Source organism: Mesorhizobium sp. M0830 (genome assembly GCF_040319965.1).
Lineage (GTDB): Bacteria > Pseudomonadota > Alphaproteobacteria > Rhizobiales > Rhizobiaceae > Mesorhizobium.
Genome location: NZ_JAMYOR010000002.1, coordinates 213,346 through 237,692, shown reverse-complemented (window position 1 = coordinate 237,692; position 24,347 = coordinate 213,346). Strand labels below are relative to the sequence as shown.

Sequence of the window (24,347 nt, the reverse complement as noted above, 5' to 3'; positions counted from 1 at the left end):
CGCTCGCCGAGGAAGTCGGTTTCCCGAAGGGCGTCATCAACATCCTGACCGGCTCGGCCAGCGAGATCGGCGACGAGATCTGCGCAAATCCGCTGGTGTCGAAGATCACCTTCACCGGCTCGACCGAGGTCGGAAAGCTTCTCATTCAGAAGTCGTCGGTCACCGTCAAGAAGGTGTCGATGGAACTCGGCGGCAACGCGCCGTTCATCGTCTTCGACGACGCCGACCTCGATCGTGCCGTCGCCGGTGCGATCACCGCCAAGTATCGCAATTCCGGTCAGACCTGCGTTTGCACCAACCGCTTCCTGGTTCAGTCTGGCGTCTATGACAAATTCGTCGAGAAGCTCGCCGCCGCCAGCAACGGGCTGAAGGTCGGTTCCGGCCTCGAGGACGGCGTGCAGCAGGGACCGCTGATCGACGAGAAGGCGGTCGAGAAGGTCGAGGAACTGATCGCCGACGCGACGTCCAAGGGCGGCAAGGTCGTCGCCGGCGGCAAGCGCCATGCGCTCGGCGGTTCGTTCTTCCAGCCGACGGTCATCGCCAACGCGACACCCAAGATGCGCTTCATGAAGGAAGAGATCTTTGGCCCGGTGGCACCGGTGTTCAAGTTCGACACCGAAGAGGAAGCCGTCGCGCTCGCCAACGACACCGAATTCGGTCTCGCCTGCTATTTCTACACCGGCGATCTCGGCCGCGCCTTCCGCGTCATGGAAGGACTGAAATACGGCATGGTCGGCGTCAATGAAGGCCTCATCACCACACCGGAGGCGCCGTTCGGCGGCGTCAAGGAATCCGGCCTCGGCAAGGAAGGCGGACATCAGGGCATCGAGGATTATCTCGATACCAAATATGTCTGCATCGGCGGCCTCGGCCTCTGATAAGCTATTCCTGAGATGGGGAGGCCGATGGCCTGCCCGTTTTGTGCGGGAAACCAGCCGACTGGATCAACTGGCATTTGCGGGCATGGCGATGAAGGACGGCGAGGTTTTCGGTACGACGCAGGCAGGCGAGGCGGTGCGTCGCTTCACGATCAGGGGCGGCGGCATCACTGCCAACATCCTTGGCCTGGGAGCGATCATCCAGGATCTGCGCCTAACCGGGCACGATGCGCCGTTGGTGCTCGGCTATGACAATCTGGGATCCTATGAGACCGATACGGCCTTCTTCGGCGCCGTCGTCGGCCGCTATGCCAACCGCATCCGCGATGGCCGTTTCACCATCGCCGGCAGTCGCTATCAGACCGAGCAAAATTTCCTCGGGAAACATACGTTGCATGGCGGCTCGCAGGGCTATTCCCACAGGCCGTGGACGGTTTCACTGCATGGCAGGGATTTCGTCACCCTGACGCTGCATGATCCCGATGGCTCGATGGGCTTTCCCGGCGCGCTCGACGTCACCTGCACCTATCGGCTGAAGATCCCGGGCACGCTCAGTGTCGAGCTGACCGCCACCTGCGAGGAGCCGACGCTGTGCAATCTCACTCAGCATTCCTATTTCAACCTGGATGATGGCGGCGCCGGCGACATTCTCGACCACAGGATGATGCTGAATGCCGGTGCCTATCTGCCGGTCGATGGCGACATGATCCCGACCGGGGTGGTCAAGCCGGTTGACGGCACGCCGTTCGATTTCCGCCAGGCGCGGCCGTTGCGCATGGAGACCGAGGGCGAGCAACTGCCCTACGACCAGAATTTTTGCCTTGCCGCGTCACGTGGACCGCTCAAGCAGGCGGCATGGACGCAAGGCGCCAGTTCCGGTGTCGAGATGGAAGTCTGGACCACCGAGCCCGGCGTTCAGCTCTATACCGGCCAGTACGTGACGCCGCGTACCGGACTCGAAGGCCGCAACTACAAGGCCTTTTGCGGTTTCTGCCTGGAGCCGCAGGTATGGCCGGATGCGCCGAACCGGCCCTATTTCCCGCAGGCAACATTGTGGCCGGGCGCGATCTATCATCATGTGACGGAGTATCGCTTCCGCCTGCCTTAAGGTCCGCCGATGTTCAGATCAGGCCGGCCTGCAAAAAGCAGTTTCCTGCGCTTCCGGTGCTCGCATACCCAAAAGTACGCTCCGCTCCGGTTCTCGGAACCTACTGTTTTCGGCTCGGCCTGACCTGAATCTCACCGGACCTTAGCCTTCGAAAGCGTTTCGCAGCGTCTCGAACGGCGCCAGCGCGCCGCGCACCTGCACCACGGCGGCGGCGACGCGATGGGCACGGCGTGCGGCTTCCAGCGCCTCATGGCCGGCAAGACGAGCTGCAAGATAACCGCCGTTGAACGAGTCGCCTGCGCCGGTCGTATCGACGGGGTCGGCGACATGGATCGCCGGGACCTCGCACAGCGTTTCTCCTTGGGCAATCAGTGCCGGCGCTTCGCCATTCTTGACGACGACCTCACCGACGAGTTGCCCGAGCCGCTCTGCCGTCGCCCGCGGTGTTTTATCACCAAACAGCATCTGCTCGTCGGGGAAGGTCGGCAGTGCGATGTCGGTGACGACAAGGGCTTCGGCGATCGCGGCCTGCGCCTCCTCGCGATTGCGCCAAAGCCGCGGCCGGTAATTGGGATCGAACGCGACAATCGAGCCGGCTGCCCGCGCCTTGGCGACAGCCGCCAGCAATGTGGTGCGCGCGGCCTCGCTCAGAATTGCCAAGGTGATGCCGCTGAAATAGACAAGTGCTTGATTTTCCAGGTTTTTCGATAGTGCTGCAGGATCCGAGGCAAGCTGCCGGGCAGCGGCGTCGGAACGCCAGTACGTGAAGGAGCGCTCGGCGCCGGTGAGCGTGATGGCATAGAGACCCGGTCGCGCCCCCGCTATGATGGGGCTGGAGCCGATGCCGATGCCGTTTTCCGCGAAGAAGCCGATCTGGCCTTGCGAAAACGGATCGTCGCCGAAGGCCGAGACATAGGTTGCGGGCCGCCCAGTGCTCAACGCGTGCAGTGCCCAAAGCGTGTTGAACGTATCGCCGGCAAAGCCCATGCGCCAGTTTGGTCCCGTCTGACCCGACAGTTCGAGCATGCATTCGCCGATCGAGGCGACGCCGTTTCCCGCCATCTGCAATCCTCCAGTGATCTCGCTGCTGTAGCTTTTTGCCACCGGCAGCGCCATGCTTGGCAAGCAGGGTTTTTTCCGCCATGGCGTTTTCCCACAGCTGGCGGGATGCGATCCGTCCGGCAGAGCGTTGTCTGCAGAAGAGGAAACGGTTTGGCATCGATATGGCGCTATCTTCTCGCAGGTTTTGGTCTGGCTGCCTTGCTGGTCGGAATTCTCGCGGTGGTCTATCTGACGGCGCCGCGGTCGTCGCACCCTGCCGGCCCGGATGTTTCGCGCACGAAGAACACCGACAACGGGCTATTCGTGGCTAGTTTCTTGCCGGAGCGGGGCGTTGTGCGGCAAGGCCAGCTGCAATCCTGGCTGCTGACGCTGAAGACAAGGGCCGGAGCTCCGGTCGAGGGGGCCGCGATCACGATCTCCGGCGGTATGCCGCTGCACAGCCATGGCCTGCCAACCAGCCCGCAGGCGACCGACTATCTCGGCGACGGACGCTATCGCATAGAGGGGGTGAAGTTCACCATGAGCGGCTGGTGGCAGCTGCATTTCGCCATTTCGGCCAATGCCGGCTCCGACACCGTGCTCTTCAACGTGGTGCTGTGAGCAAGAAATGAGGTGGCTTTCACGTTTTCTGGCCCTGATCGTTGCCGTTATCCTTGCCGGTTGCGGCGAGCCCGACTTTTCCGAGGCCGAGAAAAAGACCATCGCCTCGCTGGCGCTGTCCTCACTGCCGCCGCTCAAGCCCGACACCACCAACCGCTTTGCCGACGTGCCGGCCGCCGCCGCACTCGGTTCGACGCTGTTTTTCGATCAGGGCATGAGCCGTGATGGCACGGTATCCTGTTCGACCTGCCATAAGATCGACCGGCAATTCCAGGACGACCTGCCACAAGCCGTCGGCGTCGGCCACACCAACCGGCGCACCATGCCGCTGGCCGGAGTGGCGCGCGATCCCTGGTTCTTCTGGGACGGCCGCCGCGACAGCCTGTGGGCGCAAGCGCTAACGCCGCTCGAAAATCCATTGGAGCAGGCAGGAAACCGCGCCGCCTACGCCCATTACATCAAGGCGCGGTTCGGCCAACGCTACGAGCGCATCTTCGGGCCGCTGCCCGATTTTTCCGGCATGCCGTCGAATGCCAGCCCGCTTGGAAACGATGCTGAGAAGGCTGCCTGGGACGCGATGAGCGGCGCGCAGCGTGACGCCATCAACGGCGTCTTTGCCAATATCGGCAAGGCGATCGCCGCTTTCGAACGATCGATCGAGCCAGCGCCGACGCGCTTCGACCGCTTTGCGCTGGACCTCGTCACCGGCGCCGAGTCGAAAGGCGACGCTGTCTTTTCCAAGGAGGAGATCCTTGGGCTGAAACTGTTCATCGGCGAGGCCAATTGCGTGACCTGCCACAACGGCCCGCGCTTCACCGACAACGGCTTTCACAACACCGGCGTGCCGCCCGTTGCGGGCCTGCCGCCGGATCGCGGCCGCATCGATGCCGTGCGCCAAGTCGAGGCCGACCCGTTCAACTGCTTCGGCGTCTATCGCGATGGTGACGCTAGCGCCTGCGGCGAGTTGCGCTTCGTGGTCAAGGATGCGCCGCAACTCATCCGCGCCTACAAGACGCCGTCGCTGCGCGGAGCGGCAACGCGGCCGCCCTACATGCATGCCGGGCAGTTTTCGTCGCTCGACGAAGTGGTGGCGCACTACGCCAAGGCAGCCCCTAGCGTGGAGGGAACGTCCGAAGTTCATCCGCTGGAGCTGTCGGATCGCGAGCGTGCGGCGCTGGTGGCGTTTTTGAAGACGCTGGCGGAGTGATGTGAGAGTTGCCGGCAAAACGATATTTTAACGAATACTGCGACAATTAAATCAAAACCGATTTCCTGATAGTCGGACCTTATAAAAATTAAGCGCAATATGTTGCCGCTTTTACTTGAAGGTGGTGAATAATGATCGCTGGGCGTGTCACAGAAGCTTGGGGAAATTCATGGCGCCGGTTTTACGCCATTGGCCGGTTCCCGCAATCGCGCTTGGACGTTCGCTTGCAATCTTCCCGTCGTGGCGCCGTTCCGAGCAACTCCAGTTGTCATGTAGCAGGTCGGCTCAAATGGCGCAGAGCTGGCTCTAGTCTCGTTGGCCTAACGATGTTGGCTGGCTGCAATCCGTTCCCTGTGACTTGGCAGTGGAACCAGAAGCTGACGATCGAGGTCGTTACACCGCAGGGCGTCACAAGCGGGTCGGCCGTCACGCATGTCATTTGGCAGGATGCCAACGCCGTAGGGAATTACCCGTCCAGCTATAGTGGCGAGGCAACGGTAGTGGAAGTTTTGCCCAAACAGTATCTGTTCGCTCTGGTTGGCGAGGAGACAAAATATATCGCGATGCACGCGTTCGAGAAAGAGATCGGTTTCTTCAGTGTCACCCCGACGGGGTTTTCTGTCGCAGCTCAAATGCGCGGGAGCCATGATGTGCCGCTCCAATATTATCCGTCGCTAGTCACCTTTACCGACATTTCTGATCCGAGGACAGTTCAGTGGGTCGACCCCAAAAACCTCTCCGCTAGCTTCGGGCCGGGTGTAACCCTCAAGCGCATCACACTGGAAATTACCAACGACAGTGTTACCGAAGGTAAAATCGAAGGGGTGCTGCGTTGGCTCAATGATCCGGCAGTGATGAAGAGACCTGGCTGGTCTTCGCTCCCCATCAATAGCCGCAGGGCAATTGGTGCGCTACTGTCGCATTTTCCCGATCTGAAAGATTCGCACGAATGACGACCTCGAAGGACTTGTTCCTGGCGATGTTGTCTATGAATGCAAACAAGCTCCTTTAGATGAGAAATTGCGATAGCCGATGCTTCGCGCATTAGCATTAACTCCAAGAAGCCAAGTCACGGATAGGTCGTTGAACGCCTACCGATCCTTCACCGTCTCCATCGCCACGAAGGTCGAGGTCTGGGCCACATGGGGCAGTGCCGAGATGCGCTCGCCCAAGATGCGGCGGTAGGCGGCGATATCCCGGGTGCGGACTTTCAGCAGATAATCGAAGCTCGACGCCATCATGTGACATTGTTCGATCTCCGGCACGGCCTGCACGGAACGGTTGAAGGCGTCGAGCGCGGCGGATCGGGTGTCGGACAACTTCACCTGGACGAAGGCAACATGGCCTTCGCCCATGCGCTCGCGATCGATGATCGCCTGGTAGCCCCTGATGTAGCCTTCCTTTTCCAGCCGCTTCACCCGCGCCTGGACGGGCGTCTTCGACAGGCCGACCTTTGCCGCCAGTTCTGACATGGAAAGCCGGCCATCGCTTGCCAGCGCCGCCAGGATATTCCTGTCGATGCGGTCCAATTGGTCTTCTGTCATCGAAATCGCAGGCCATATGTCAATTTCTGGATGCTCAGGATAGGGCAAATGAGCTGCGGTGTCGATTTCTTTGGACCGGTCGAAATTTCGCATTTGTGCTAGCTTGCGCCATTCGGTCCGGTGACCGCCGGTCCGATCCCCTTTGCTCGATCCATGGGACCGCCATGCCAGCGCTTGATGCCATCCGCCAGCAGATCCGCGCCAACTATCTGCCCGACGAAGACGAGGCCGTGAAGCGACTGGCCGAGGCGACGGGGCTTTCAGCGAAAGACCGTAAGGCAATCTCTGCCCGCGCCGCGGATCTGGTGCGGGCGGTGCGTGGATCGTCCGATCCAAGGCTGATGGAAGTCTTCCTCTCCGCCTACGGTCTTTCCACCAAGGAAGGCGTGGCGCTGATGTGCCTGGCCGAGGCGTTGTTGCGCGTGCCCGACACCGAGACGATGGACGACCTCATCGCCGACAAGATCGCGCCGCACGACTGGTCGGCGCATTCGGGCGGCTCGAGTTCCATTTTCGTCAACGCCTCGACCTGGGCGCTGATGCTGACCGGCCGTGTCCTCGATGAAGGCGAGGGCGGCATCGAAGGCACGCTGCGCTCGATGGTGCGGCGGTTGGGCGAGCCGGTCATCCGCAAGGCAGTGGCCGCCGCCATGCGCGAAATGGGCGAGCAGTTCGTGCTCGGCCGCACCATCACTGAAGCCGTCAAGCGCGGCCGGCCAATGACGCAGAAGGGCTATCTCTATTCCTTCGATATGCTGGGCGAGGCAGCCCGCACCGAGGCCGATGCCTTGCGTTACCACAAGGCCTATGCCGACGCGATTTCCTCGCTCGACGCCGGTTCCAATGGCCCTGATATCCGCCAGAACCACGGAATCTCGGTCAAGCTTTCGGCGCTGCATCCGCGCTACGAGGTGGCGCAGAAGGACGGGATGCTGCCGGTCATGGCCGAGCGTCTGCTGTCGCTGGCGCTGGCAGCGCGCCACTCGCGCATGGGTCTCAACATCGATGCCGAGGAAGCCGACCGCCTGGATCTTTCACTCGACGTCATCGAGCGGGTGCTGGCTGAGCCGGAGCTCGCCGGCTGGAACGGTTTTGGTGTGGTGGTGCAAGCGTATGGACCACGCGCGGCCTTCGCCATCGACTGGCTCTATGCACTGGCCAAGAAATACGACCGCAACATCATGGTGCGGCTGGTCAAGGGCGCCTATTGGGACACCGAGATCAAGCGGGCGCAGACGCTTGGGCTTACCGGCTATCCCGTCTTCACGCGCAAGGCCAATACCGATGTCTCCTACATCGCTTGCGCGAAAAAACTGCTTGGCATGACCGACCGCATCTATCCGCAATTCGCCACCCACAATGCCCACACCGTCGCCGCCATACTGTCGATGGCTGACAATCGCGATTCCTTCGAGTTCCAGCGCCTGCATGGCATGGGCGAGGCGCTGCACGAGACGGTGCGCCGGGCCGAAGGCACGCGCTGCCGCATCTATGCACCAGTCGGTGCGCATTCCGATCTGCTTGCCTATCTGGTCCGCCGGCTGCTGGAGAACGGCGCCAACTCCTCCTTCGTGCACCAGCTCACCGACGAGGACGTCGAGCCGGAGGACATTGCCCGCGATCCACTCGAAACCGTGGAGAGCCAGGGTCCGGCCGCCAATCCGGCGATTGCCCGGCCTTCGCAGATTTTTGGCGCCGGCCGCCGCAACTCGAAGGGTTTCGATATCACCGACACAATGACGCTGGCGGCGATCGACAAGGCCAGGGAGGCCTTCGTCGGGCCGGATCGCTGGCATGCCAAGCCGATCACCCGGGCGGCCGGCTACGGCAAGCAGCGTCCAATTGTAAACCCGGCAAAGCCTTCCGAGGTGGTCGGCACGGTCAGCGAAGCCGCTGCCAAGCAGGTGGCGACCGCCGTGCGATTTGCAGTGGAAGCCCAAACGGCCTGGGCGAAGCGTCCCGTGGGCGAGCGCTCGGCCATCCTGAACCGCGCTGCCGATCTCTACGAGGCGAATGACGTCGAGTTCTTTGCACTCGCCACTCGGGAGGCCGGCAAATCGCTGGCCGACGGCGTCGCCGAGGTGCGCGAGGCCGTCGACTTCCTGCGCTACTACGCCACTGAGGCGGCCAATGCGGAGGCGGGCACGCAAGCGCGCGGCGCCATCGTCTGCATTTCGCCTTGGAATTTCCCGCTGGCCATCTTCACCGGCCAGATCGCGGCAGCGCTGGTCACCGGCAATTCGGTGATCGCCAAGCCGGCCGAGCAGACGCCGCTGATCGCCTTCCGTGCCGTCGAATTGCTGCGCGAGGCCGGGGTGCCGGAAGATGTCATCCAGCTTCTGCCCGGCGACGGCCCATCGGTCGGCGGGCCGCTGACCGCCGATCCGCGCATTGCCGGCGTCTGCTTCACCGGCTCGACCGAAGTCGCGAAGCTGATCGAGAGACAACTGGCAGAGACGGCCGCGCCCGACGCCATGCTGATCGCCGAAACCGGCGGCCTCAACGCCATGATCGTCGATTCCACCGCGCTGCCCGAGCAAGCCGTGCGCGACATCCTGGCCTCGGCCTTCCAGAGTGCCGGCCAGCGTTGCTCGGCGCTGCGCGTGCTCTATGTGCAGAAGGACGTCGAGAAGAAGATGCTGGAGATGCTGAAGGGCGCCATGCAGGCGCTCGGCGTTGGCGATCCCTGGCGGATTTCGACCGATGTCGGCCCTGTCATCGACGACGAGGCGCAAAGCTCTATCCGCGAGTACTGCACGAAAATGGGCCTGCAGGGCCGGCTGATCGCCAAACTTAAAGCGCCCAAAGATGGCCGCTTCGTCGCGCCGCATATCTTCCGGGTCGAGGGCATCGAAGACATGGAGCGCGAGGTGTTCGGGCCGGTGCTGCACGTCGCCACGTTCGACGCCGACGAGATCGACACGGTCATCGCTGCCATCAACCGCAAGGGCTATGGCCTGACCTTCGGCCTGCACACCCGCATCGAGGGTCGCGTCCAGCATTTCGTCGACCGCATCCATGCCGGTAACATCTACGTCAACCGCAACCAGATCGGCGCCGTCGTCGGTTCGCAGCCGTTTGGCGGCGAGGGGCTTTCAGGCACCGGTCCGAAGGCTGGCGGTCCGCACTATCTCCGCCGCTTTCGCAAGGGGCTGGAGGCCGGCACCCATTTGCTGGATGGCCATAAGGTCACGGCGACCGAACTTGCCGACAATCTGCCTGATCCCACACTTGGCGGCTGGTCGACGCGCCCGGACCGGATCGCCATTCTGAGGAAGCATCTTCGCGGCAAGGGTGCCGCGGCCATTGGCGCTGCCGCCGGCATCGACTTCGGCCAGGTCGATCTGCCCGGACCGACCGGGGAAGCCAACACGCTCTCGCTGTCGCCACGCGGACGGGTGCTATGCCTTGGTCCCGATGGCGATACGCTGCTTGCGCAGACGATCCAGGCGCTCGCTGCCGGCAATGCGGTGCTGGCAGTCGCGCCCGGCGCACCGGCGGCGCTCTCGGCGCTGACCGGCAAGGGCCTGCCGCTGGCCGCCTTGGACGGCCGGCCGGATCCGGTCGAAGCGCGATCGCTGCGCGTCGATGTCGTCGCCTTCTCGGGCACGCCCGAGGCTGCGCGTGTCGTGCGCAAGGTCATTGCCGACCGCTCCGGTCCGATCGTGCCCCTGGTCAGCGAGGTGTTGAACCCGGCGGCCTATGCACATGAACGGGCCGTCTGCGTCGATACAACGGCTGCCGGGGGCAATGCGAGCCTGCTGGCCGGAGCTTGACCCCGGCCTGTTATTACGCGCCCTCGACGACCGAAAAGCCCTCAAACTGGGGGTGGCCGAGATAGTGCACTTTTGTCGTGCCGACATTGCGGTGGGCGGCACGGAAATTCTCCGATTTGGTCCAGGCGATAAAATCATCATGGCTCGCCCACACCGTATGCGACGCAAACAGCGTGTAGCCTTCGGCCTCGTTGACCGGGCCACGCAGCAGGTGGAATTCCCTAAACCCCTTCATCTCTGCGAGGCTGGAGTCGCGGTTCTTCCACACAGCCTCGAAATCCTCCTCCGAGCCGGCCTGCACCTTGAAGCGGTTCATGGCGATGTACATCGTGATTCCTTTCATGCTTGACGATCGATGGCTGGCGTAGCGGGCCACGGAGACTCAGAATGGGCCGATTGGTGCTTTGAACCGCCAGCTTAACCTTCCGGTCTCCGGCGGAATGGGAGGGAAGGGTGCCTGTTTTCGCACCAGCTCCAACGCGAATTGATCGAGTTCCGGAGAGCCTGAGCTTTTGGCAAGTTGCAAGTCGCTGATATTTCCATTGGCCAGGACCACAAATGCTACCATAGCATTGTTGCGGGCCGTCGATTGCGCCGCTTTCGAAACGCGGCGATTGGCGCGAGCCAATTTGTTGGCCACCTCGCCGCTATAGAGAGACGTTGCCGCGTTGCCGGCATCGGTTTGTTTTTTGCCTTTGCTGGCAATTGCCGCTTTTATCTCGTGGCCGTCCGCTGTGCCGCGCTTCTCGTATGGTTCGCTAGCAGTTGCTGGGACAACTGCCGGAATTGGCCTGGCGCTTGGAATCGGCGCCTGTTCTGGAACGGCGACAGGCATTTCGATGCTCTCGGCCTGAACCGTCGGCTGTGCCGGCGTTTCGGCCTTGGGAGACACGCTCTGGTCATCGGGGCGTGGGGCGCCGGCCACCAATATGTCCGGGGTGATCGTCTGCTGTTTGACAGGTTCCGGCAAAGGCTTGAGCGGCGGCTTCGCCGCTTGCCGGGCGGGCTGCGCAGGTTCTGTTGGCGGCGCCGGCTTGGCCGGCTCTGGTTTGGTCGGTTGCGGGTTCGGCACCAGCGCAACATTTATCGCCGGCGGGTCCTTGTCCTGCGCGCTGCCGACCACGTTGGCACCCGATTGATCACTGCCTTCTGACTGAATTGCGTCCTGGAAACTGGATATCCCTGAAGGGGAGATCAGAAAAGCCACTGCCACCGCGGCATGGAGCAGGCAGGAGACGACAATCGCTGCCGTCCATTTGCGGTTCCAAGCCGATGGCCGCAGCAGCGGCCAGGTCGGTTTTATCGCTAGCTCGGCGCTGGCGTCTGTGAGGGGGCTGATATCCTGCATGTCTCGGGTCGAGACCTGCAGCGACCCGAGCAGAATTGTCAAATCAAGATCGCTTGGTTCAGAGGACAGCGAGCGGAAGCCGGCCAGAGGCCATGCCACTGTGGTTCGCGTGAATGCGGGATGCAGTCCCACCTCAGATTCCGAAAGCGATCCCGGTCTTGGTGCCCGTCTTCAGCTTTCGTATGCAGGCGTTCGGTTCGACGCCGGCACCGGTGCATTCGGTCGCGCTGTTGATCAGCACGCGGCTGATTCTCGAACACTCGGTGCCGGCCAGATCGAAACGTGTCACCTTGGTCTTGCCTGCCGGCAATTCCTTGAAGTCGAGCACGGTAAGCCGATCGACGACGCCGGCCTCGTTGAACAAGGCGATCTCGAACGCCGCCTTGGACAGGTCGGCGCCGAGATTGTTGTTGACCACGAACGTCAGGCGACACCCCTTGTCGGAAGGTTGTGCAGCGTTGAGCTCGAGCGTGAGCGCAGGGACCGGCGCGGACTCTTGTGCCCACGCCGGAACCATCGCAAGCGACATCGCCAGCATCGAGGTCAGCAGACGAAGGGATGTCGTCAAGCTCGTCATCGTCATCAGCCTCCAAATCGCATCGTTGCCGCCACCTTCAGCGTGATGCCCGGCTCATAGACCGCGACGGTCGTGCTTCCGTTGAGCGGGTTGGCGTATTTGACATCGAACAGATTGTCGGCGCGGAAATCGACCTTCAGATTGTTCGTCGCCTGATAGCTGGCGAAGGCATTGACCAGCGTATAGTTCCTGGCCACCGCATTGCCCTTCGGCTTGCCATTGTACTGCACTTCGCCACCGACAGTCAGCTTGTCCTCGAGGAAGCGCAAGCCGAGTTGCGCGGTGACCTGGGAGGAGGGGATGGTGGCGAGATCTGCCCGGTCGCCTTCATACGAGATCGTGTGACCGTTGATGATGGAGGCCGAAAGTCCGGCATAGCCCCATGCAGCGTCGTAAACGCCTTCCATCTCGAAGCCATTGATCTTGGCTTTGGCGAAGTTCTGATACTGGAAGCAGATCGGGATGCCGGGACCAAACGGGCAGCCGCTGGTCGGATCGAACGGCGACAGCGTCACGCCATCGATATAATCGTCGACATCGTTGTTGAAGTAGGCGGCCTTGAGACGGAACGCGTCGCCAGCCTCGATAATGTCGTTCTGCTTGTAGTTGATGCCGAACTCGGTCGTCTTGCCAGTTTCAGGCCGCAAATTTGGATTGGGCAGGAACGGGAAGCTCACGCCTGCCGGGTGATTGCCGCTGATCAGCGTCTCGGTGATCGACGGCGAGCGATAGCCCTCGGCGTAAGTGCCGTAAAACTGAAGGCCTGCTAGGCTTGGCGTTTCGAATGGTGAGACACCGACGGTGATCCGGGGCGATACCCTGTCGCCAGATATATCGTGGGTGTCATCCCTGAGCCTGTAGCTGTCGTAGCGAAGACCGGCGATGACTTCGAGCCAATCCCAGGTGAGCTTGTCCTGGACATAGGCGCCGGAGACGTTGCGCTTGCCCGACGGCGTGTAGAAGCTGTCGCCGCCAGCTGCACCGCCCGTCTTGACGTTGTCGCCAGCCCAGTCGCCGCCATAGGTCAGTTCATGCGCGATGCCGCCCGTTTCGAACCGGGACGTGTTCCAGATGTCGATGCCTGTCGTGCCGACATCGAATGTCGACTGCGATCCTGCCGGCAAGACTACGGGAAGGCCGGTCACCGGATCAAAGCGGTTTTGCGGGACAAGGCTGGTCAGATCGAGGTTGGTCTTGTTGTAGGAGGTGTTGATGTGGAGATCGAGCCAGCTTTTGTCCTCATCCGTAATGTTGTAGCGGGCCGTGAAGGTATTCGACTTCAGGTCGACGTCATTGACCGGCATGCCGCCGCTGATCTCGGTCCAGCCGTCGCTTGAACCGACCCAGCTGAGCTTCAGTTCGCTGTTGTCGGTCGGCCGGATGGTGGTCTTGAGCAGGCCGCTTAGCACGTCGAAGCCGGTGCCCTTGACGGTGTCACCGCCGCCATCCTTGTAGTCGTCGTAGTCGCGGTAGACGATGTTGCCGAGCGCATCCCAGTTCTCGTTGAGGCGGTAGGCGCCGGATGCGCTGGTGGTCCAGCCCTTGCCGTTGCTCTCATAGCGTCCCGTGACGGAACCGGCCCACGTCTCGTCCGGCTTGAGAAAGTCCGTGGCGTCCTTGGTATCGAAGAAGACGACGCCGCCGATGGCGCCCGAGCCGTAGGTGTTGGCGACAGGACCACGGATCACGTCGACGGATTTGACGAGTTCCGGGTCGATATAGAAGGTCGACTGCGTGCCGTGGTCGGAGCGCTGGAAATTCTGCCGTGCGCCGTCGACGATAACGGCGACGCGGCCGAAATCCTGCAAGCCGCGGATGTTGATGCTGGTGCTGACGCGCCTGGCGTCGGCCTGCGCCGCGACACCGGGCACGCCGAGCAGCATCTCGTTGGGCGTCGTTGCCATGCGGCGGTCGAGCTGTTCCTGATCGATATGGCTGGCCGACGCCAGCGATTCGATTGCCGTCTCGCCGGTGCGGCTGATGACGAGGATCTGGTCGAGCAGCGTTGCTCCCGCCGGTGCCGCCTGTTCCTCGTCAGCCTTCTTCGTCTGATCTGTCTTTTGGTCCGCCGCCTGCTGGGCGTTGGCCAGTTGCGCCGACAAGGCGATCGCCGCCACGCTTGCCAGCAAAGCCGCAGCTCCGTTCGCCGCCAATCGCCCGCGCCATTCCCAAGTCACCAACCCCATGCCCCAACTCCAAAGTCCAGGTTTCATGCTGGCTGGCCCGGGGCTGGCTGGCATTTTTGATCGTATCCGGCGTCTTAAATCTTGACTCATTTAATCCGGTATTGCACTGACTAGTAAACATGATTATTCGAGTCAAGATATGAATCGGATTACGCAACGCCTAGCCAGACGCCCGGCACAGGAAAGGGATCGATCCAGATGAACACCCACAATCCCAACGATTTTCGCTACCGCGTCCGCCGTTCCGATGATGCCTCCGCACGTTTCGACCGGGTTCCGCTGGCGGTGCGAACCCTGTCCAGCAACACCCTGTTCCAGGGCGAGCACGAGATCGGCATCGAGCATCATGGCGCGCTCTACCGGCTGAAGATTACCCGGCAGGGCAAGCTCATTCTCAACAAGTAAGGCAAGGCAATAGGGACCGAGACATGGACCAGCGCGTAAAACCCGCCCCGCATGAAATCCGGCGGGCACGGACAGACAATCCGAAGGCGCGCGAGCGTGATCTGGCTGCCCGACTCGGCATTTCGGAGGCCGAGCTGGCAGCCGCGCATTGCGGCGACGGCGTCGTTCGCATCCAGCCGCACGTCAACGATTTGCTGACTGGCCTCGAAGCCGTCGGCGAAGTCATGGCGCTGACCCGCAATGAAAGTGCGGTGCACGAAAAGATCGGCGTCTATGACAAGGTCGTCACCGGCAACCACAACGCCATGGTGCTTGGCGAAAACATCGATCTGCGCATCTTCCCGAAAGCGTGGGTGCATGGCTTTGCCGTGGAGAAGCGCGATGGCGACGAGATCCGCCGCAGCCTGCAGTTCTTCGACGCGGCCGGCGAGGCCGTGCACAAGGTGCATCTGCGGCCGGTCTCCAGCCTCTATGCGTATCAAAAATTGGTCGCCGCGCTCGAATCGTCCAACCAGGAGCCGACGGTCGACATTTCCGGGCCTCTCCCCGACGACGAGAGCCATGGCGACGAAGCGACCGCCAATCTCGATGATCTGCGCGACCGCTGGAGCCGGCTGACCGACGTGCACCAGTTCTTCGGCATGCTGAAGACGCTGAAGCTCAGCCGCCGGCAGGCGGTGCGCATGGTCGGCCAGGACTATGCCTGGCTGCTCGACAATGACGCCGTCCGTGCCATGTTCCATCATGCCGCGGAGGGCGAGATACCGATCATGTGCTTTGTCGGAAACCGCGGCTGCATCCAGATCCATTCCGGTCCAGTCAAATCCATCAAGCCGATGGGACCATGGATCAACGTGCTGGACGAAACCTTCCATCTGCACCTGCGAACCGACCACATCCACGAGGTCTGGGCCGTGCGCAAGCCGACCAAGGACGGTCATGTCACATCGCTCGAGGTCTATGACGCCGAGGGCAAGATGATCATCCAGTTCTTCGGCAAGCGTCATGAGGGCGAGAGCGAGCGTGACGATTGGCGGTTCCTGGCGGAGAACCTGCCCCGCATCCCAAGCCCGACGGCAGCCTGAGGAGAACGACAATGGGTTGCATTTCCAAGATCATCGCCGGACCGGCGATCGGTCTGGCCCTTGCTTTCGTCGCACTGCAACCTGTCAACGCCACGGAAGGCACGGCCGTATTTGCCGATCCCTCGAGGATTGCGGCCATTGGCGGCTCGATCACCGAGATTGTCTTTGCGCTCGGCGAGGAGAAGCATCTGGTGGCGCGCGATTCCACCAGCCGGTATCCGAAAGCGGCGCTTGAGCTGCCTGATGTCGGCTACATGCGCGCGCTGTCGCCGGAAGGCGTCCTGTCGGTCAATCCCACCGGCATCCTGGCGCTGCACGGCAGCGGTCCCAAGGAAGCCGTCGATGTCTTGAGGAAGACGAGCATCCCGTTCATCGAAGTGCCCGAGCACTATAGCCACGAGGGTATCCTGGAGAAGGTCCGCACCGTCGGCAAGGCACTCGGCGTTGACGCCAAGGCCGAGGCGCTGGCCAAGGAGCTTGATGCCAGGCTCACGGCCGCCGAAAAGCAGACGGCCTCGATCATGCAGCGCAAGCGCATCCTGTTCGTTCTGTCGATACAGGGCGGCAAGATCCTGGCGGCCGGCAGCGAGACCGCCGCCGACGGAATGGTCAGGTTGGCTGGCGGCGTCAACGCGGTCGAGGGCTTTTCCGGCTACAAGCAAATGTCCGACGAGGCTGTTATCACCGCCAGGCCGGACGTGATCCTGATGATGAGCAATGCCGGGCCTCCGGTGTCGGACGACGAACTGTTCGGCAACCCGTCGATCGCCTCGACGCCTGCCGGAACCGCGCGCAAGCTGATCCGCATCGATGGCGGCTACCTACTCGGCTTTGGGCCGCGCACGGCCGACGCCATCCACGACCTCGCTGTCTCGCTTTATGGCGGGCAGGTCACGGACTGAGGCGGCAGATCATGGTCGATCAATCGATCGCCGGTCCGGTGGAGATGATGGCGAGCGCATCTGAAGGCGACCGGTCGGGCCGCGCCCGCATCGTCATTCTTCTGCTGTGCCTGGGGCTCGTGGCTGTCGGTTTTCTGTCGCTGACATCGGGGGCGTCGGACGCATCGGCCGTCAACGTCATCGGCGACTGGCTGTTCGGCGCCGTGCCCGGCGACGCCGCGCTGAGCGCCCGCGACAGCCTGATCGTCTACGACATCCGCCTGCCGCGTATTATCCTCGGCATGCTGGTTGGAGCGGCGCTCGCGGTCTCCGGCGCGGTCATGCAGGGGCTGTTCCGCAATCCGCTGGCCGACCCCGGCCTGATCGGCGTTTCGGCCGGCTCCAGCCTGGGCGCGGTTGCCGTCATCGTGCTCGGCGCTACGATATTGGCTCCGGTGACGGCCTTGCTCGGCACGCTTGCACTGCCGTTGGCGGCCTTCTGTGGCGGGCTCGCCACGACGCTGGTGCTCTATCAGGTCGCGACGCGACGGGGGCAAACCTCGGTCGCCACAATGCTGCTCGCCGGCATCGCGCTGGCAGCACTCGCCATGGCGCTGACCGGCATCCTCATCTTCATGGCCGACGATCGCCAGTTGCGAGACCTGACCTTCTGGCAACTCGGATCGCTCGGCGGCGCGACCTGGGCGAAGATTGCTTCCGTCGGGCCGATCATCGTGCTGGCGCTGGCGGCGATGCCATTCCTGGCACGCGGCCTCAACGCCCTGGCGCTGGGTGAGGCGACCGCCGGCCATCTCGGCATTCCGGTGCAGCGGCTGAAATACACGGCCATCATCGGGGTCTCGGCGGCGGTCGGCGCGTCCGTCGCGGTCAGCGGCGGCATCGGCTTCGTCGGCATCGTGGTGCCGCATCTGCTGCGCTTGGCTATCGGCCCGGACAATCGCTATCTGCTGCCGGCGTCGGCGCTGCTCGGCGCCTCATTGCTACTGCTGGCCGATGCGGTCGCTCGCACCGCCGTGGCACCGGCCGAACTGCCGATCGGCATCGTCACCGCGTTTGCCGGGGCGCCGTTCTTCCTTTGGATCCTGCTGCGCAAGCGCGGCGTAGTCGACCTGTGAGAGTCGTTTATTTGCGAGAGTTGGGATGATCGAGGCAAGGGACGTTTCGGTTGACATCGCCGGCAAGCGTATCGTCAGCGGTGTCGATTTCCACGCGCGGCCCGGCGAGATCGCCGCCATCGTGGGCCCCAATGGTTCGGGCAAGACGACCTTCCTCAAGGCGCTCTCCGGCGACCTCGCCTATACCGGGCGCATCGCCCTCAACGGCCGCGATCTCTGCGCGATGAAGCCGGTTGAGACCGCCGTCCAGCGCGCGGTGCTGCCGCAGGCGACGACGCTGTCGTTCCCGTTCACGGTGCGAGAAGTGGTCAAGCTTGGCCTTGTCGGCGGCCGCTCGGGCGTCCTGCCGGGCGAGGATGCGCGGCTGCCGGAACGTGCGCTGGCGCGCGTCGATCTCGACGGTTTTGCCGGACGTTTCTACCAGGAACTTTCGGGCGGCGAGCAGCAGCGTGTCCAGCTTGCGCGCGTGCTGTGCCAGGTCTGGGCGCCAGTGCTCGACGGCAAGCCGCGCTATCTCTTCCTTGATGAACCGGTTTCCAGCCTCGACATCAAGCACCAGCTGATCATCATGAACATTGCGCGCGACTTTGCCAGAAGAGGCGGCGGCGTGGTTGCCATCCTGCACGACCTCAATCTGACGGCCATGTATGCCGACCGGATCTCCGTCATGCATTATGGCCGGTTGGCCGCCACAGGGTCGCCGCAGGACGTGCTGAGCGATGACCTGATCGAAAAAGTGTTCGACTGCCGGCTGAGGGTCGGCGTGCTGCCGGCCGGAAACATGCCGTTCGTGCTGCCCCAGTCAGCGGCCTAATTTATTGCAGTAGGTCTAGCCAGAGACACGTTCAGGCAGCCGGGGCGCGGCGCTCCAACAGCATGTCGATGCCGAGCAGGTTGCGCACATTCGGGCGCGCCGCCACCAGATCGGCGATCGTGTAGCGCTCCAGCACCGCGAAGAACGCGTTCAGCGCCTCGCGCAGCGCCGAATTCAGCGCACAGCTATCGACCAGCGGGCATTCGGCGGCATCGTTCTCGAAGCATTCGGCCATGGCGAAGCTTTCTTCCGTCACGCGCACCACATCGAACAGGCTAATCGCTCCGGCGCCACGGCCAAGCTTGACGCCGCCATTCCTGCCCCGCACGGTCTGGACAAGGCCGTGTTCGACCAGCGGCTGCAGGATCTTGAACAGGAACAGTTCCGACACCGAATAAGCGGCGGCAATCTCGGGGATGCGGCTCAGCCGGTCATCGTTTGCCGCGCAATACATCAGGATGCGCATGGCATAATTGGTCTGGCGCGTTAACCGCATTTTGTCCTCGCAAAGCAATAGGTTGAATCGAATATGGCCCATACCTTGGAATAATTCCAGACTAGCGCGGCATAATAGGTGAATATTCGCGTCAACTTATGTGCAAGGCCGGGGAAAACCGTGACTGCGCAGGATAGGGCGGGCATTCGGACAAGCGAGATACTAGATTAGCTCGCAACCGACGAGGAGTAGCTCGACCATGGCACAATCGGCCCAGGCCATGACCCCTTTGCGAATCGGTAGCGACGCGGACGCCAAGCTTTCGGCGCTGCGGCGCACGAAATTCGCGGCAACAGCCGCACTGGCGCTGTGCGTTCTCGTCTTCGCCATGGCCAAGTCTTTCGAGCATAGCTATCCGTGGCTCGGGTTCGTCGCCGCCTTTGCCGAGGCCGCGACCATCGGCGGCCTAGCCGACTGGTACGCGGTGGTGGCGCTGTTCAGGCGGCCGTTGGGGCTGCCGATCCCGCACACCGCCATCATCCCCGAGAACCAGAGCCGAATCGCCGACAATCTCGGCCGCTTCATCGAGGTCAACTTCCTGGCGCCCGAACCGGTGCGCGAAAAGCTTGCCGAGGTCGATTTTTCGGCGCTCGTCGCCGATTGGCTGGCCGATGCCGATCGCGCTGCCGGCCTGTCGCGCTTCGTCGTGCGGCTGGTGCCGCAAACGCTTGTGGCGATGGAGCAATCCGGCCTGCGCGGCTTCGTCACCAGCCGCATGCTCGAGCAGATCGAGAAGGTGCCACTGGCGCCGCTGGCGGCCGAGCTGTTGTCGGCGGTCACCGACGATCGCCGCCACCAGAAACTGTTCGATGAATTCACCAAGGTGATCGGCCGGTTTCTCAACGACGAACAGGCGCTGGCGACGATGCGCGAGAAAATCCGCGAGGAATTGCCGTCGCTGTTCAACCTTTTTCGCGCCGACGCCTATCTGCTGAAGAAGATCGTAGCCTCGGCCGGTTCGCTGCTCGACGAGGTGAGGGCCGATCCGGATCACCCGATGCGCGCCGAATTCGACCTTTTCGCTCTAGGCTTCGTCGAAAGGCTGAGGACATCGAAACAATATGCCAAACGCGCAGAGAAGCTGAAGCGCGATTTCCTGGCCCGGCCGGAGGTCAAGGCATTGGCCGGTGACATGTGGGCAAGCCTCGGCCAGTTCATCGAGGAGGACGCCAAGGCGCCGAATTCGGTTATCCGCGCGCATCTTGCCAACATGTTCGTCGAGGTCGGGCGGCACCTTGCAAGCGATGCGCAGATCAGGGCCGACATGAACAGGGGGTTCGTGGTGGCGCTCGCGTCGTTCGTGGAGAGCCAGAAAAGCGGCGTGTCGACATTTATCGCCGACCAGGTCAAGCGGTGGGATCTTGCGCAGCTGACGCGATTGATCGAGATGAACATCGGCAGGGACCTGCAATATATCCGCTTCAACGGCATGATCATCGGCGGGCTTGCGGGTGTCGTGCTATATCTGGCAGAGCGGCTGTTCCTCGTGCATTGATGCACGCCCAGCTGGCGTTGATTTCAATCGCGTTCGAAATGGACACACGGCATGCGAGTGCTATTCTCCCGCTGAGGGCGCCCGCATCCGCGGCAAAGGGGAGAAAACGAGCATGGCAAAACAACCGGAATCCGATTCCTTCATGGACATGTTCGGCAGATTCGGCCGCGACCTGAAGCTGCCCAATGTCGATGTCGAGGCGATCCTGGCCCATCATCGCAAGAACCTCGAAGCGCTGGAGAAATCGGCACGAGCCGGTGCCGCCGGCGCGTCCTCGCTGTTGTCCAGGCAGCGCGAGATGTTGCAGGACACCCTGCGCGAAGTCACCGATATGGCGCAGAGCTACAGGGCGCCTGGCAATCCGCAGGAATTGATGGCCAAACAAACGGAATTTGCCAGAAAGTCCTTCGAGGCGGCGTTGAAGAATGCCGGCGAAGTCGCTGAACTGGTAAAGAAATCCGGTACCGAATCGGTCGATATTCTGCGCACGCGCATCAAGGAGGCGATGGAGGAAATTCGCGCCGGCTACGAGAAGAATTAGCAGCTGTGGCCCAGGCCGGCTCATTGCTGCCGGCCGCTCTGAAGGCCGGGAAATCCCGATTTGACCAGCCCCGTGCGCTGGGAGCCATGGCGCGATTGTGGCCTGGTTGGGCGGAATGGATTCGCGCAGGGCGAATTGACAGAGGCCGTCAGTTCGTGGTCCGGAGGCTTGGCAAGCGATCGGGAAACCAGGAATGACCGAAATACGGCCTAAAACGCCGCCGACCTACGAGCAGTTGAGGACGATGGCCGGGCAGGAGCTTGGCGTGTCGGAATGGACGACGGTCGACCAGAACCGGATCGACCAGTTCGCCGAATGCACCGGCGACCATCAATGGATCCATGTCGATCCCGAGCGGGCGCGGCGGCAAAGCCCGTTCCGCACGACGATCGCGCATGGCTACCTGACATTGTCGATCATCGGCGCGCTGGCGCTCGGCATGGGCATCGTTCCGGAGAATACCCAGGCCGCCTTCAACTATGGCTTCGACAGGGTGCGTTTCCTGGCGCCGGTCAAGGTCGGCGCACGCATCAGGCTGCGCATCACGCTGCTGTCCATGGAGGACAAAGGCCCCGGCCAGTATCTGATGAAGGCGGCCAATACGGTCGAGATCGAAGGCGAGGAAAAGCCCGCTCTGACGGCTGAAACGCTGGTCATGCTCTATGAGCGCCGCAAGCGGGCAGGGGCCTGAGCGCCGGTTCGCGCAGATCAGAGGTTTTGCGACACTTCCACCAGTCTCTGCCGCCTGAACTCGGCGCGGACCGAGAGCAATGCGAGGACCAGCGCGACCAGCGCCAGCACCGTTGCCGTCTGAAAGGTGACCTGCATTCCCCGTGCGGCGGCATCGGAACTCAGAGGACCAATACCTTCGTGTCCTCTAGCCGACGCGACGGCGAATATGGCGCCCATCAACGATGCGCCGGTGATGAGCCCAAGATTGCGTGAAAGATTGAGCAGGCCGGAGACGACGCCGCGCTCGCCGGCACCGACACCGGTCATGACGGCTGCATTGTTGGATGTCTGGAACAGCGCGTAGCCGACGCAGGTGACGGTGATCGGAACGACATAGCCGACAATGCCGAGTTTGGTCATGGCGAGTGACAGCAGGAAGGTGCCCGTGGCAAGGCTCAGCAGGCCGGCGACCATCATCCTGTGAGCGCCGAAGCGGTCGGTCAGGCGTCCGGCCACCAGCGCCGACAGGGTCGAGACGAGCGGGCCGGTCGACAGCACGAGGCCGACCATTGCGGCATCCAGCCCGAGCCCGCGCGACAGGTAGAACGGGGCCACCGCCAAGGTCGCCATCATCACCGTGGCGACGACTAGGCTCATAGCGAGACTGGCGCTCAGCTGGAAGTTTCGGAAGCTGGCAAGCTGGATCAAGGGTTTTTTCACTTTCGTCTGCACCCTGGCGAACAGAACAACGCCAATGCCGGCAATGACCAGCAGGCTGATGTTGAGCGCCCCGAAATTGCCTCTGCCAAGCGTTAAGGCCAGCGCATAGGCGGCCAATGTCAAGGCCAGCAGGACCGTGCCCATCACATCGAACGTGCCTCGGTCGACCTGCGCGGTTTTATTGCGCGCCGGCAAGGCACGCCAGGCGAGAGCGAAGGTGAGCACACCTAGCGGGACATTGACGAGGAAGACCGCCCTCCAGCTGAAGCCGGCGATCAAGAGGCCGCCGAGCGAAGGGCCAAGCGTCGTCCCGATCGCGGACATGGCACCGAGCAGGCCCATGGCACTGCCGGTCCGTTCCTTGCTCACCGTTTCCGCGACAAAAGCCAGCGTCAGCGCCATCATCAACGCCGCGCCAAGCCCTTGCACGGCGCGCGCGGCGATCAGCAGCCCGAGTGTCGGCGCCAGGCCACAGAGCCCCGATGCCGATGTGAACAGCGCGATGCCGCCAAGCAGCAACGACCGGCGCCCGAACATGTCGGCCAGCCGTCCGGCGCTGACGATAAACGTGGTGATGGCGAGGAGATAGGCCAGAACAACCCATTGCACGGACTGGAACGATGCGCCGAAATTCTGCATCAGCGATGGCAGCCCGACGCTGGCAATGCTGGTTCCCAGCGACGACAGCAGCGTGGCGAGCGACAGGCTTGCCAGCGCCCAGCGGGCGGATTGCATCTGTGGCAGCGCCGATGCGCGCCCGTCCCGTTTTTGCTCAGCGATTGCCACGGCGATCTCCTTTCCATCAGCTCCAGAACCAGAGCCAGCGGAGATTTAGTCTCTTCGATCGATATGGCGGAAGGCGCAGCATTTGCATCTTATTCGTGCGTCAAACGCCATACCATGTGCTATGATCCGCCGATGGCATCGCCCGATCTCAATTTGCTGTTTGCTCTCGACGTCCTGCTGACCGAAGGCAGTGTGGCGCGCGCCGCCAGCCGCCTGCGGCTCAGCCCCTCGGCGATGAGCCGCACCCTGGCGCGGTTGCGTGAGGCAACGGGCGACCCGCTGCTGGTTCGCGCTGGTCGCGGCCTGATGGCGACGCCGCGCGCGGAAGAACTGCGACAGCAGGTTGGCCGTGTCGTCCAGGATGCGGAGGCACTGCTGCGTCCTGCAAGGTTGCTTGATCTCGGGAGGCTGGACAGGATCTTCACTCTGCGCACGAATGAGAGTTTCGTCGAAGAATTCGCACCTCGTCTCGTCGCCCGTATCCAGGCCGATGCGCCCGGCGTCCGGCTGCGCTTTGCACCGAAATCCGACAAGGACGTCATGTCGCTGCGCGACGCGGCGATCGATCTGGACATAGGCGTCGCTGGTGAAACCGGACCGGAGGTGCGCATTCAGGCATTGCTTCGCGACCGCTTCATCGGCTCCGTGCGAACAGGGCATCCCTTGAGTGAGGGCGCGGTGACGCCCGAGCGCTATGCGGCGGGCCGGCACATCAGCGTTTCACGGCGTGGCCGCGAGAAAGGGCCGATCGACGAGGCTTTGAACCTGCTCGGGCTGCAGAGGACGGTCGTGTGCATGGTTTCCGGTTTCTCGGCAGCACTTGCCATGGCCCGAACATCAGACCTGATTGCCAGCGTTCCGGAGCGGCATACGGAGGGCGCACGCGCCGGCATGCATAGTTTTCCCCTGCCGGTCGCCACAGCGGGGGTCACTATCTCAATGTTGTGGCATCCGCGCCTCGATGCCGATCCGGCGCAACGCTGGCTACGCGACTGCGTGCGAGAGGTTTGCGCGGCGCGGTGACCGGCAA

Annotated in this window: 23 protein-coding genes; 15 read left to right on the top strand and 8 right to left on the bottom strand. The window is 62.7% G+C overall.

The window, feature by feature from the left end:
- Together NKI20_RS02630 and NKI20_RS02625 are read left to right on the top strand one after the other, a co-directional pair.
- The coding region (locus NKI20_RS02630) for an aldehyde dehydrogenase family protein (RefSeq protein WP_352828076.1) at positions 1-878 on the top strand (878 nt) is incomplete at its 5' end.
- A gap of 85 nt (positions 879-963) precedes the next feature.
- Positions 964-1,986 (top strand): aldose epimerase family protein, encoded by a 1,023-nt coding sequence (locus tag NKI20_RS02625; protein ID WP_352828073.1) that lies wholly within the window; start codon positions 964-966, stop codon positions 1,984-1,986.
- Positions 1,987-2,127: 141 nt separating this feature from the next.
- Here NKI20_RS02625 and NKI20_RS02620 read toward each other — a convergent pair whose 3' ends face one another.
- Positions 2,128-3,048: a sugar kinase gene (locus NKI20_RS02620; protein WP_352828070.1), complete on the bottom strand. Its 921-nt coding sequence runs from the start codon at positions 3,046-3,048 to the stop codon at positions 2,128-2,130.
- A 150-nt stretch (positions 3,049-3,198) separates the two neighbouring features.
- On the opposite strand from NKI20_RS02620, the gene NKI20_RS02615 reads away from it, so the two are divergent.
- The 3 genes from NKI20_RS02615 to NKI20_RS02605 all read left to right on the top strand — a co-directional run bounded on the left by NKI20_RS02615 (position 3,199) and on the right by NKI20_RS02605 (position 5,808).
- The gene (locus tag NKI20_RS02615; RefSeq protein ID WP_352828068.1) at positions 3,199-3,648 is read left to right on the top strand and encodes a FixH family protein; all 450 of its coding nucleotides are present in this window, start codon (positions 3,199-3,201) and stop codon (positions 3,646-3,648) included.
- 7 nt (positions 3,649-3,655) lie between these two features.
- Positions 3,656-4,855, top strand: coding sequence for a cytochrome-c peroxidase (locus NKI20_RS02610; protein WP_352828065.1), 1,200 nt, complete (start codon positions 3,656-3,658; stop codon positions 4,853-4,855).
- A gap of 131 nt (positions 4,856-4,986) precedes the next feature.
- The gene (locus tag NKI20_RS02605; protein ID WP_352828062.1) at positions 4,987-5,808 is read left to right on the top strand and encodes a hypothetical protein; all 822 of its coding nucleotides are present in this window, start codon (positions 4,987-4,989) and stop codon (positions 5,806-5,808) included.
- Between the two features lie 138 nt (positions 5,809-5,946).
- On the opposite strand, the gene NKI20_RS02600 is transcribed toward NKI20_RS02605, so the two are convergent.
- The gene (locus NKI20_RS02600; RefSeq protein ID WP_352828059.1) at positions 5,947-6,399 is read right to left on the bottom strand and encodes an Lrp/AsnC family transcriptional regulator; all 453 of its coding nucleotides are present in this window, start codon (positions 6,397-6,399) and stop codon (positions 5,947-5,949) included.
- Between the two features lie 164 nt (positions 6,400-6,563).
- Between NKI20_RS02600 and putA the strand changes: the two genes are divergently transcribed.
- A complete protein-coding gene (putA, locus tag NKI20_RS02595) occupies positions 6,564-10,175 on the top strand; it encodes a bifunctional proline dehydrogenase/L-glutamate gamma-semialdehyde dehydrogenase PutA (protein WP_352828057.1) in 3,612 nt (1,203 codons plus the stop codon).
- Positions 10,176-10,188: 13 nt separating this feature from the next.
- On the opposite strand, the gene hmuQ is transcribed toward putA, so the two are convergent.
- From hmuQ to NKI20_RS02575, 4 genes are read right to left on the bottom strand one after another with little or no spacing between them, the layout of a single operon-like run.
- A complete protein-coding gene (gene hmuQ, locus NKI20_RS02590; protein WP_352828092.1) occupies positions 10,189-10,503 on the bottom strand; it encodes a heme-degrading protein HmuQ in 315 nt (104 codons plus the stop codon).
- 54 nt (positions 10,504-10,557) lie between these two features.
- Positions 10,558-11,655 carry an energy transducer TonB family protein gene (locus NKI20_RS02585; RefSeq protein WP_352828054.1) on the bottom strand — a complete coding sequence of 366 codons (1,098 nt, stop codon included), beginning with the start codon at positions 11,653-11,655 and terminating at the stop codon, positions 10,558-10,560.
- 1 nt (position 11,656) lies between these two features.
- Positions 11,657-12,100, bottom strand: a complete 444-nt coding sequence (locus NKI20_RS02580; RefSeq protein ID WP_352828089.1) for a hypothetical protein — start codon at positions 12,098-12,100, stop codon at positions 11,657-11,659.
- 5 nt (positions 12,101-12,105) lie between these two features.
- Entirely contained in the window at positions 12,106-14,286 is a 2,181-nt protein-coding gene (locus NKI20_RS02575; RefSeq protein WP_352828051.1) for a TonB-dependent hemoglobin/transferrin/lactoferrin family receptor, read from the bottom strand.
- 198 nt (positions 14,287-14,484) lie between these two features.
- Between NKI20_RS02575 and hemP the strand changes: the two genes are divergently transcribed.
- The 5 genes from hemP to NKI20_RS02550 are packed head-to-tail and all read left to right on the top strand — an operon-like array spanning position 14,485 to position 18,607.
- A complete protein-coding gene (gene hemP / locus NKI20_RS02570) occupies positions 14,485-14,691 on the top strand; it encodes a hemin uptake protein HemP (RefSeq protein WP_023757683.1) in 207 nt (68 codons plus the stop codon).
- Positions 14,692-14,714: 23 nt separating this feature from the next.
- A complete protein-coding gene (locus tag NKI20_RS02565) occupies positions 14,715-15,776 on the top strand; it encodes a hemin-degrading factor (protein WP_352828048.1) in 1,062 nt (353 codons plus the stop codon).
- Between the two features lie 11 nt (positions 15,777-15,787).
- Positions 15,788-16,678, top strand: coding sequence for a heme/hemin ABC transporter substrate-binding protein (locus NKI20_RS02560; RefSeq protein ID WP_352828045.1), 891 nt, complete (start codon positions 15,788-15,790; stop codon positions 16,676-16,678).
- A gap of 11 nt (positions 16,679-16,689) precedes the next feature.
- Positions 16,690-17,793, top strand: a complete 1,104-nt coding sequence (locus NKI20_RS02555; protein ID WP_352828042.1) for a FecCD family ABC transporter permease — start codon at positions 16,690-16,692, stop codon at positions 17,791-17,793.
- A 25-nt stretch (positions 17,794-17,818) separates the two neighbouring features.
- Positions 17,819-18,607 carry a heme ABC transporter ATP-binding protein gene (locus NKI20_RS02550; protein WP_352828039.1) on the top strand — a complete coding sequence of 263 codons (789 nt, stop codon included), beginning with the start codon at positions 17,819-17,821 and terminating at the stop codon, positions 18,605-18,607.
- A gap of 31 nt (positions 18,608-18,638) precedes the next feature.
- Here the strand turns inward: NKI20_RS02550 and rirA are convergent, their stop codons facing one another.
- Positions 18,639-19,103: an iron-responsive transcriptional regulator RirA gene (gene rirA, locus NKI20_RS02545; protein WP_352728597.1), complete on the bottom strand. Its 465-nt coding sequence runs from the start codon at positions 19,101-19,103 to the stop codon at positions 18,639-18,641.
- 199 nt (positions 19,104-19,302) lie between these two features.
- On the opposite strand from rirA, the gene NKI20_RS02540 reads away from it, so the two are divergent.
- The 3 genes from NKI20_RS02540 to NKI20_RS02530 all read left to right on the top strand — a co-directional run bounded on the left by NKI20_RS02540 (position 19,303) and on the right by NKI20_RS02530 (position 21,830).
- Positions 19,303-20,598, top strand: coding sequence for a DUF445 domain-containing protein (locus NKI20_RS02540; RefSeq protein WP_352828036.1), 1,296 nt, complete (start codon positions 19,303-19,305; stop codon positions 20,596-20,598).
- Positions 20,599-20,710: 112 nt separating this feature from the next.
- Positions 20,711-21,139, top strand: coding sequence for a phasin family protein (locus tag NKI20_RS02535; protein WP_352828033.1), 429 nt, complete (start codon positions 20,711-20,713; stop codon positions 21,137-21,139).
- 193 nt (positions 21,140-21,332) lie between these two features.
- Positions 21,333-21,830, top strand: a complete 498-nt coding sequence (locus NKI20_RS02530) for a MaoC family dehydratase (protein ID WP_352604897.1) — start codon at positions 21,333-21,335, stop codon at positions 21,828-21,830.
- Positions 21,831-21,847: 17 nt separating this feature from the next.
- Here NKI20_RS02530 and NKI20_RS02525 read toward each other — a convergent pair whose 3' ends face one another.
- Positions 21,848-23,317, bottom strand: a complete 1,470-nt coding sequence (locus NKI20_RS02525) for an MFS transporter (RefSeq protein ID WP_352828030.1) — start codon at positions 23,315-23,317, stop codon at positions 21,848-21,850.
- 132 nt (positions 23,318-23,449) lie between these two features.
- Here NKI20_RS02525 and NKI20_RS02520 point away from each other — a divergent pair, with 132 nt between their 5' ends.
- Positions 23,450-24,340 (top strand): LysR family transcriptional regulator, encoded by an 891-nt coding sequence (locus NKI20_RS02520; RefSeq protein WP_352828028.1) that lies wholly within the window; start codon positions 23,450-23,452, stop codon positions 24,338-24,340.
- Positions 24,341-24,347: the final 7 nt, after the last annotated feature.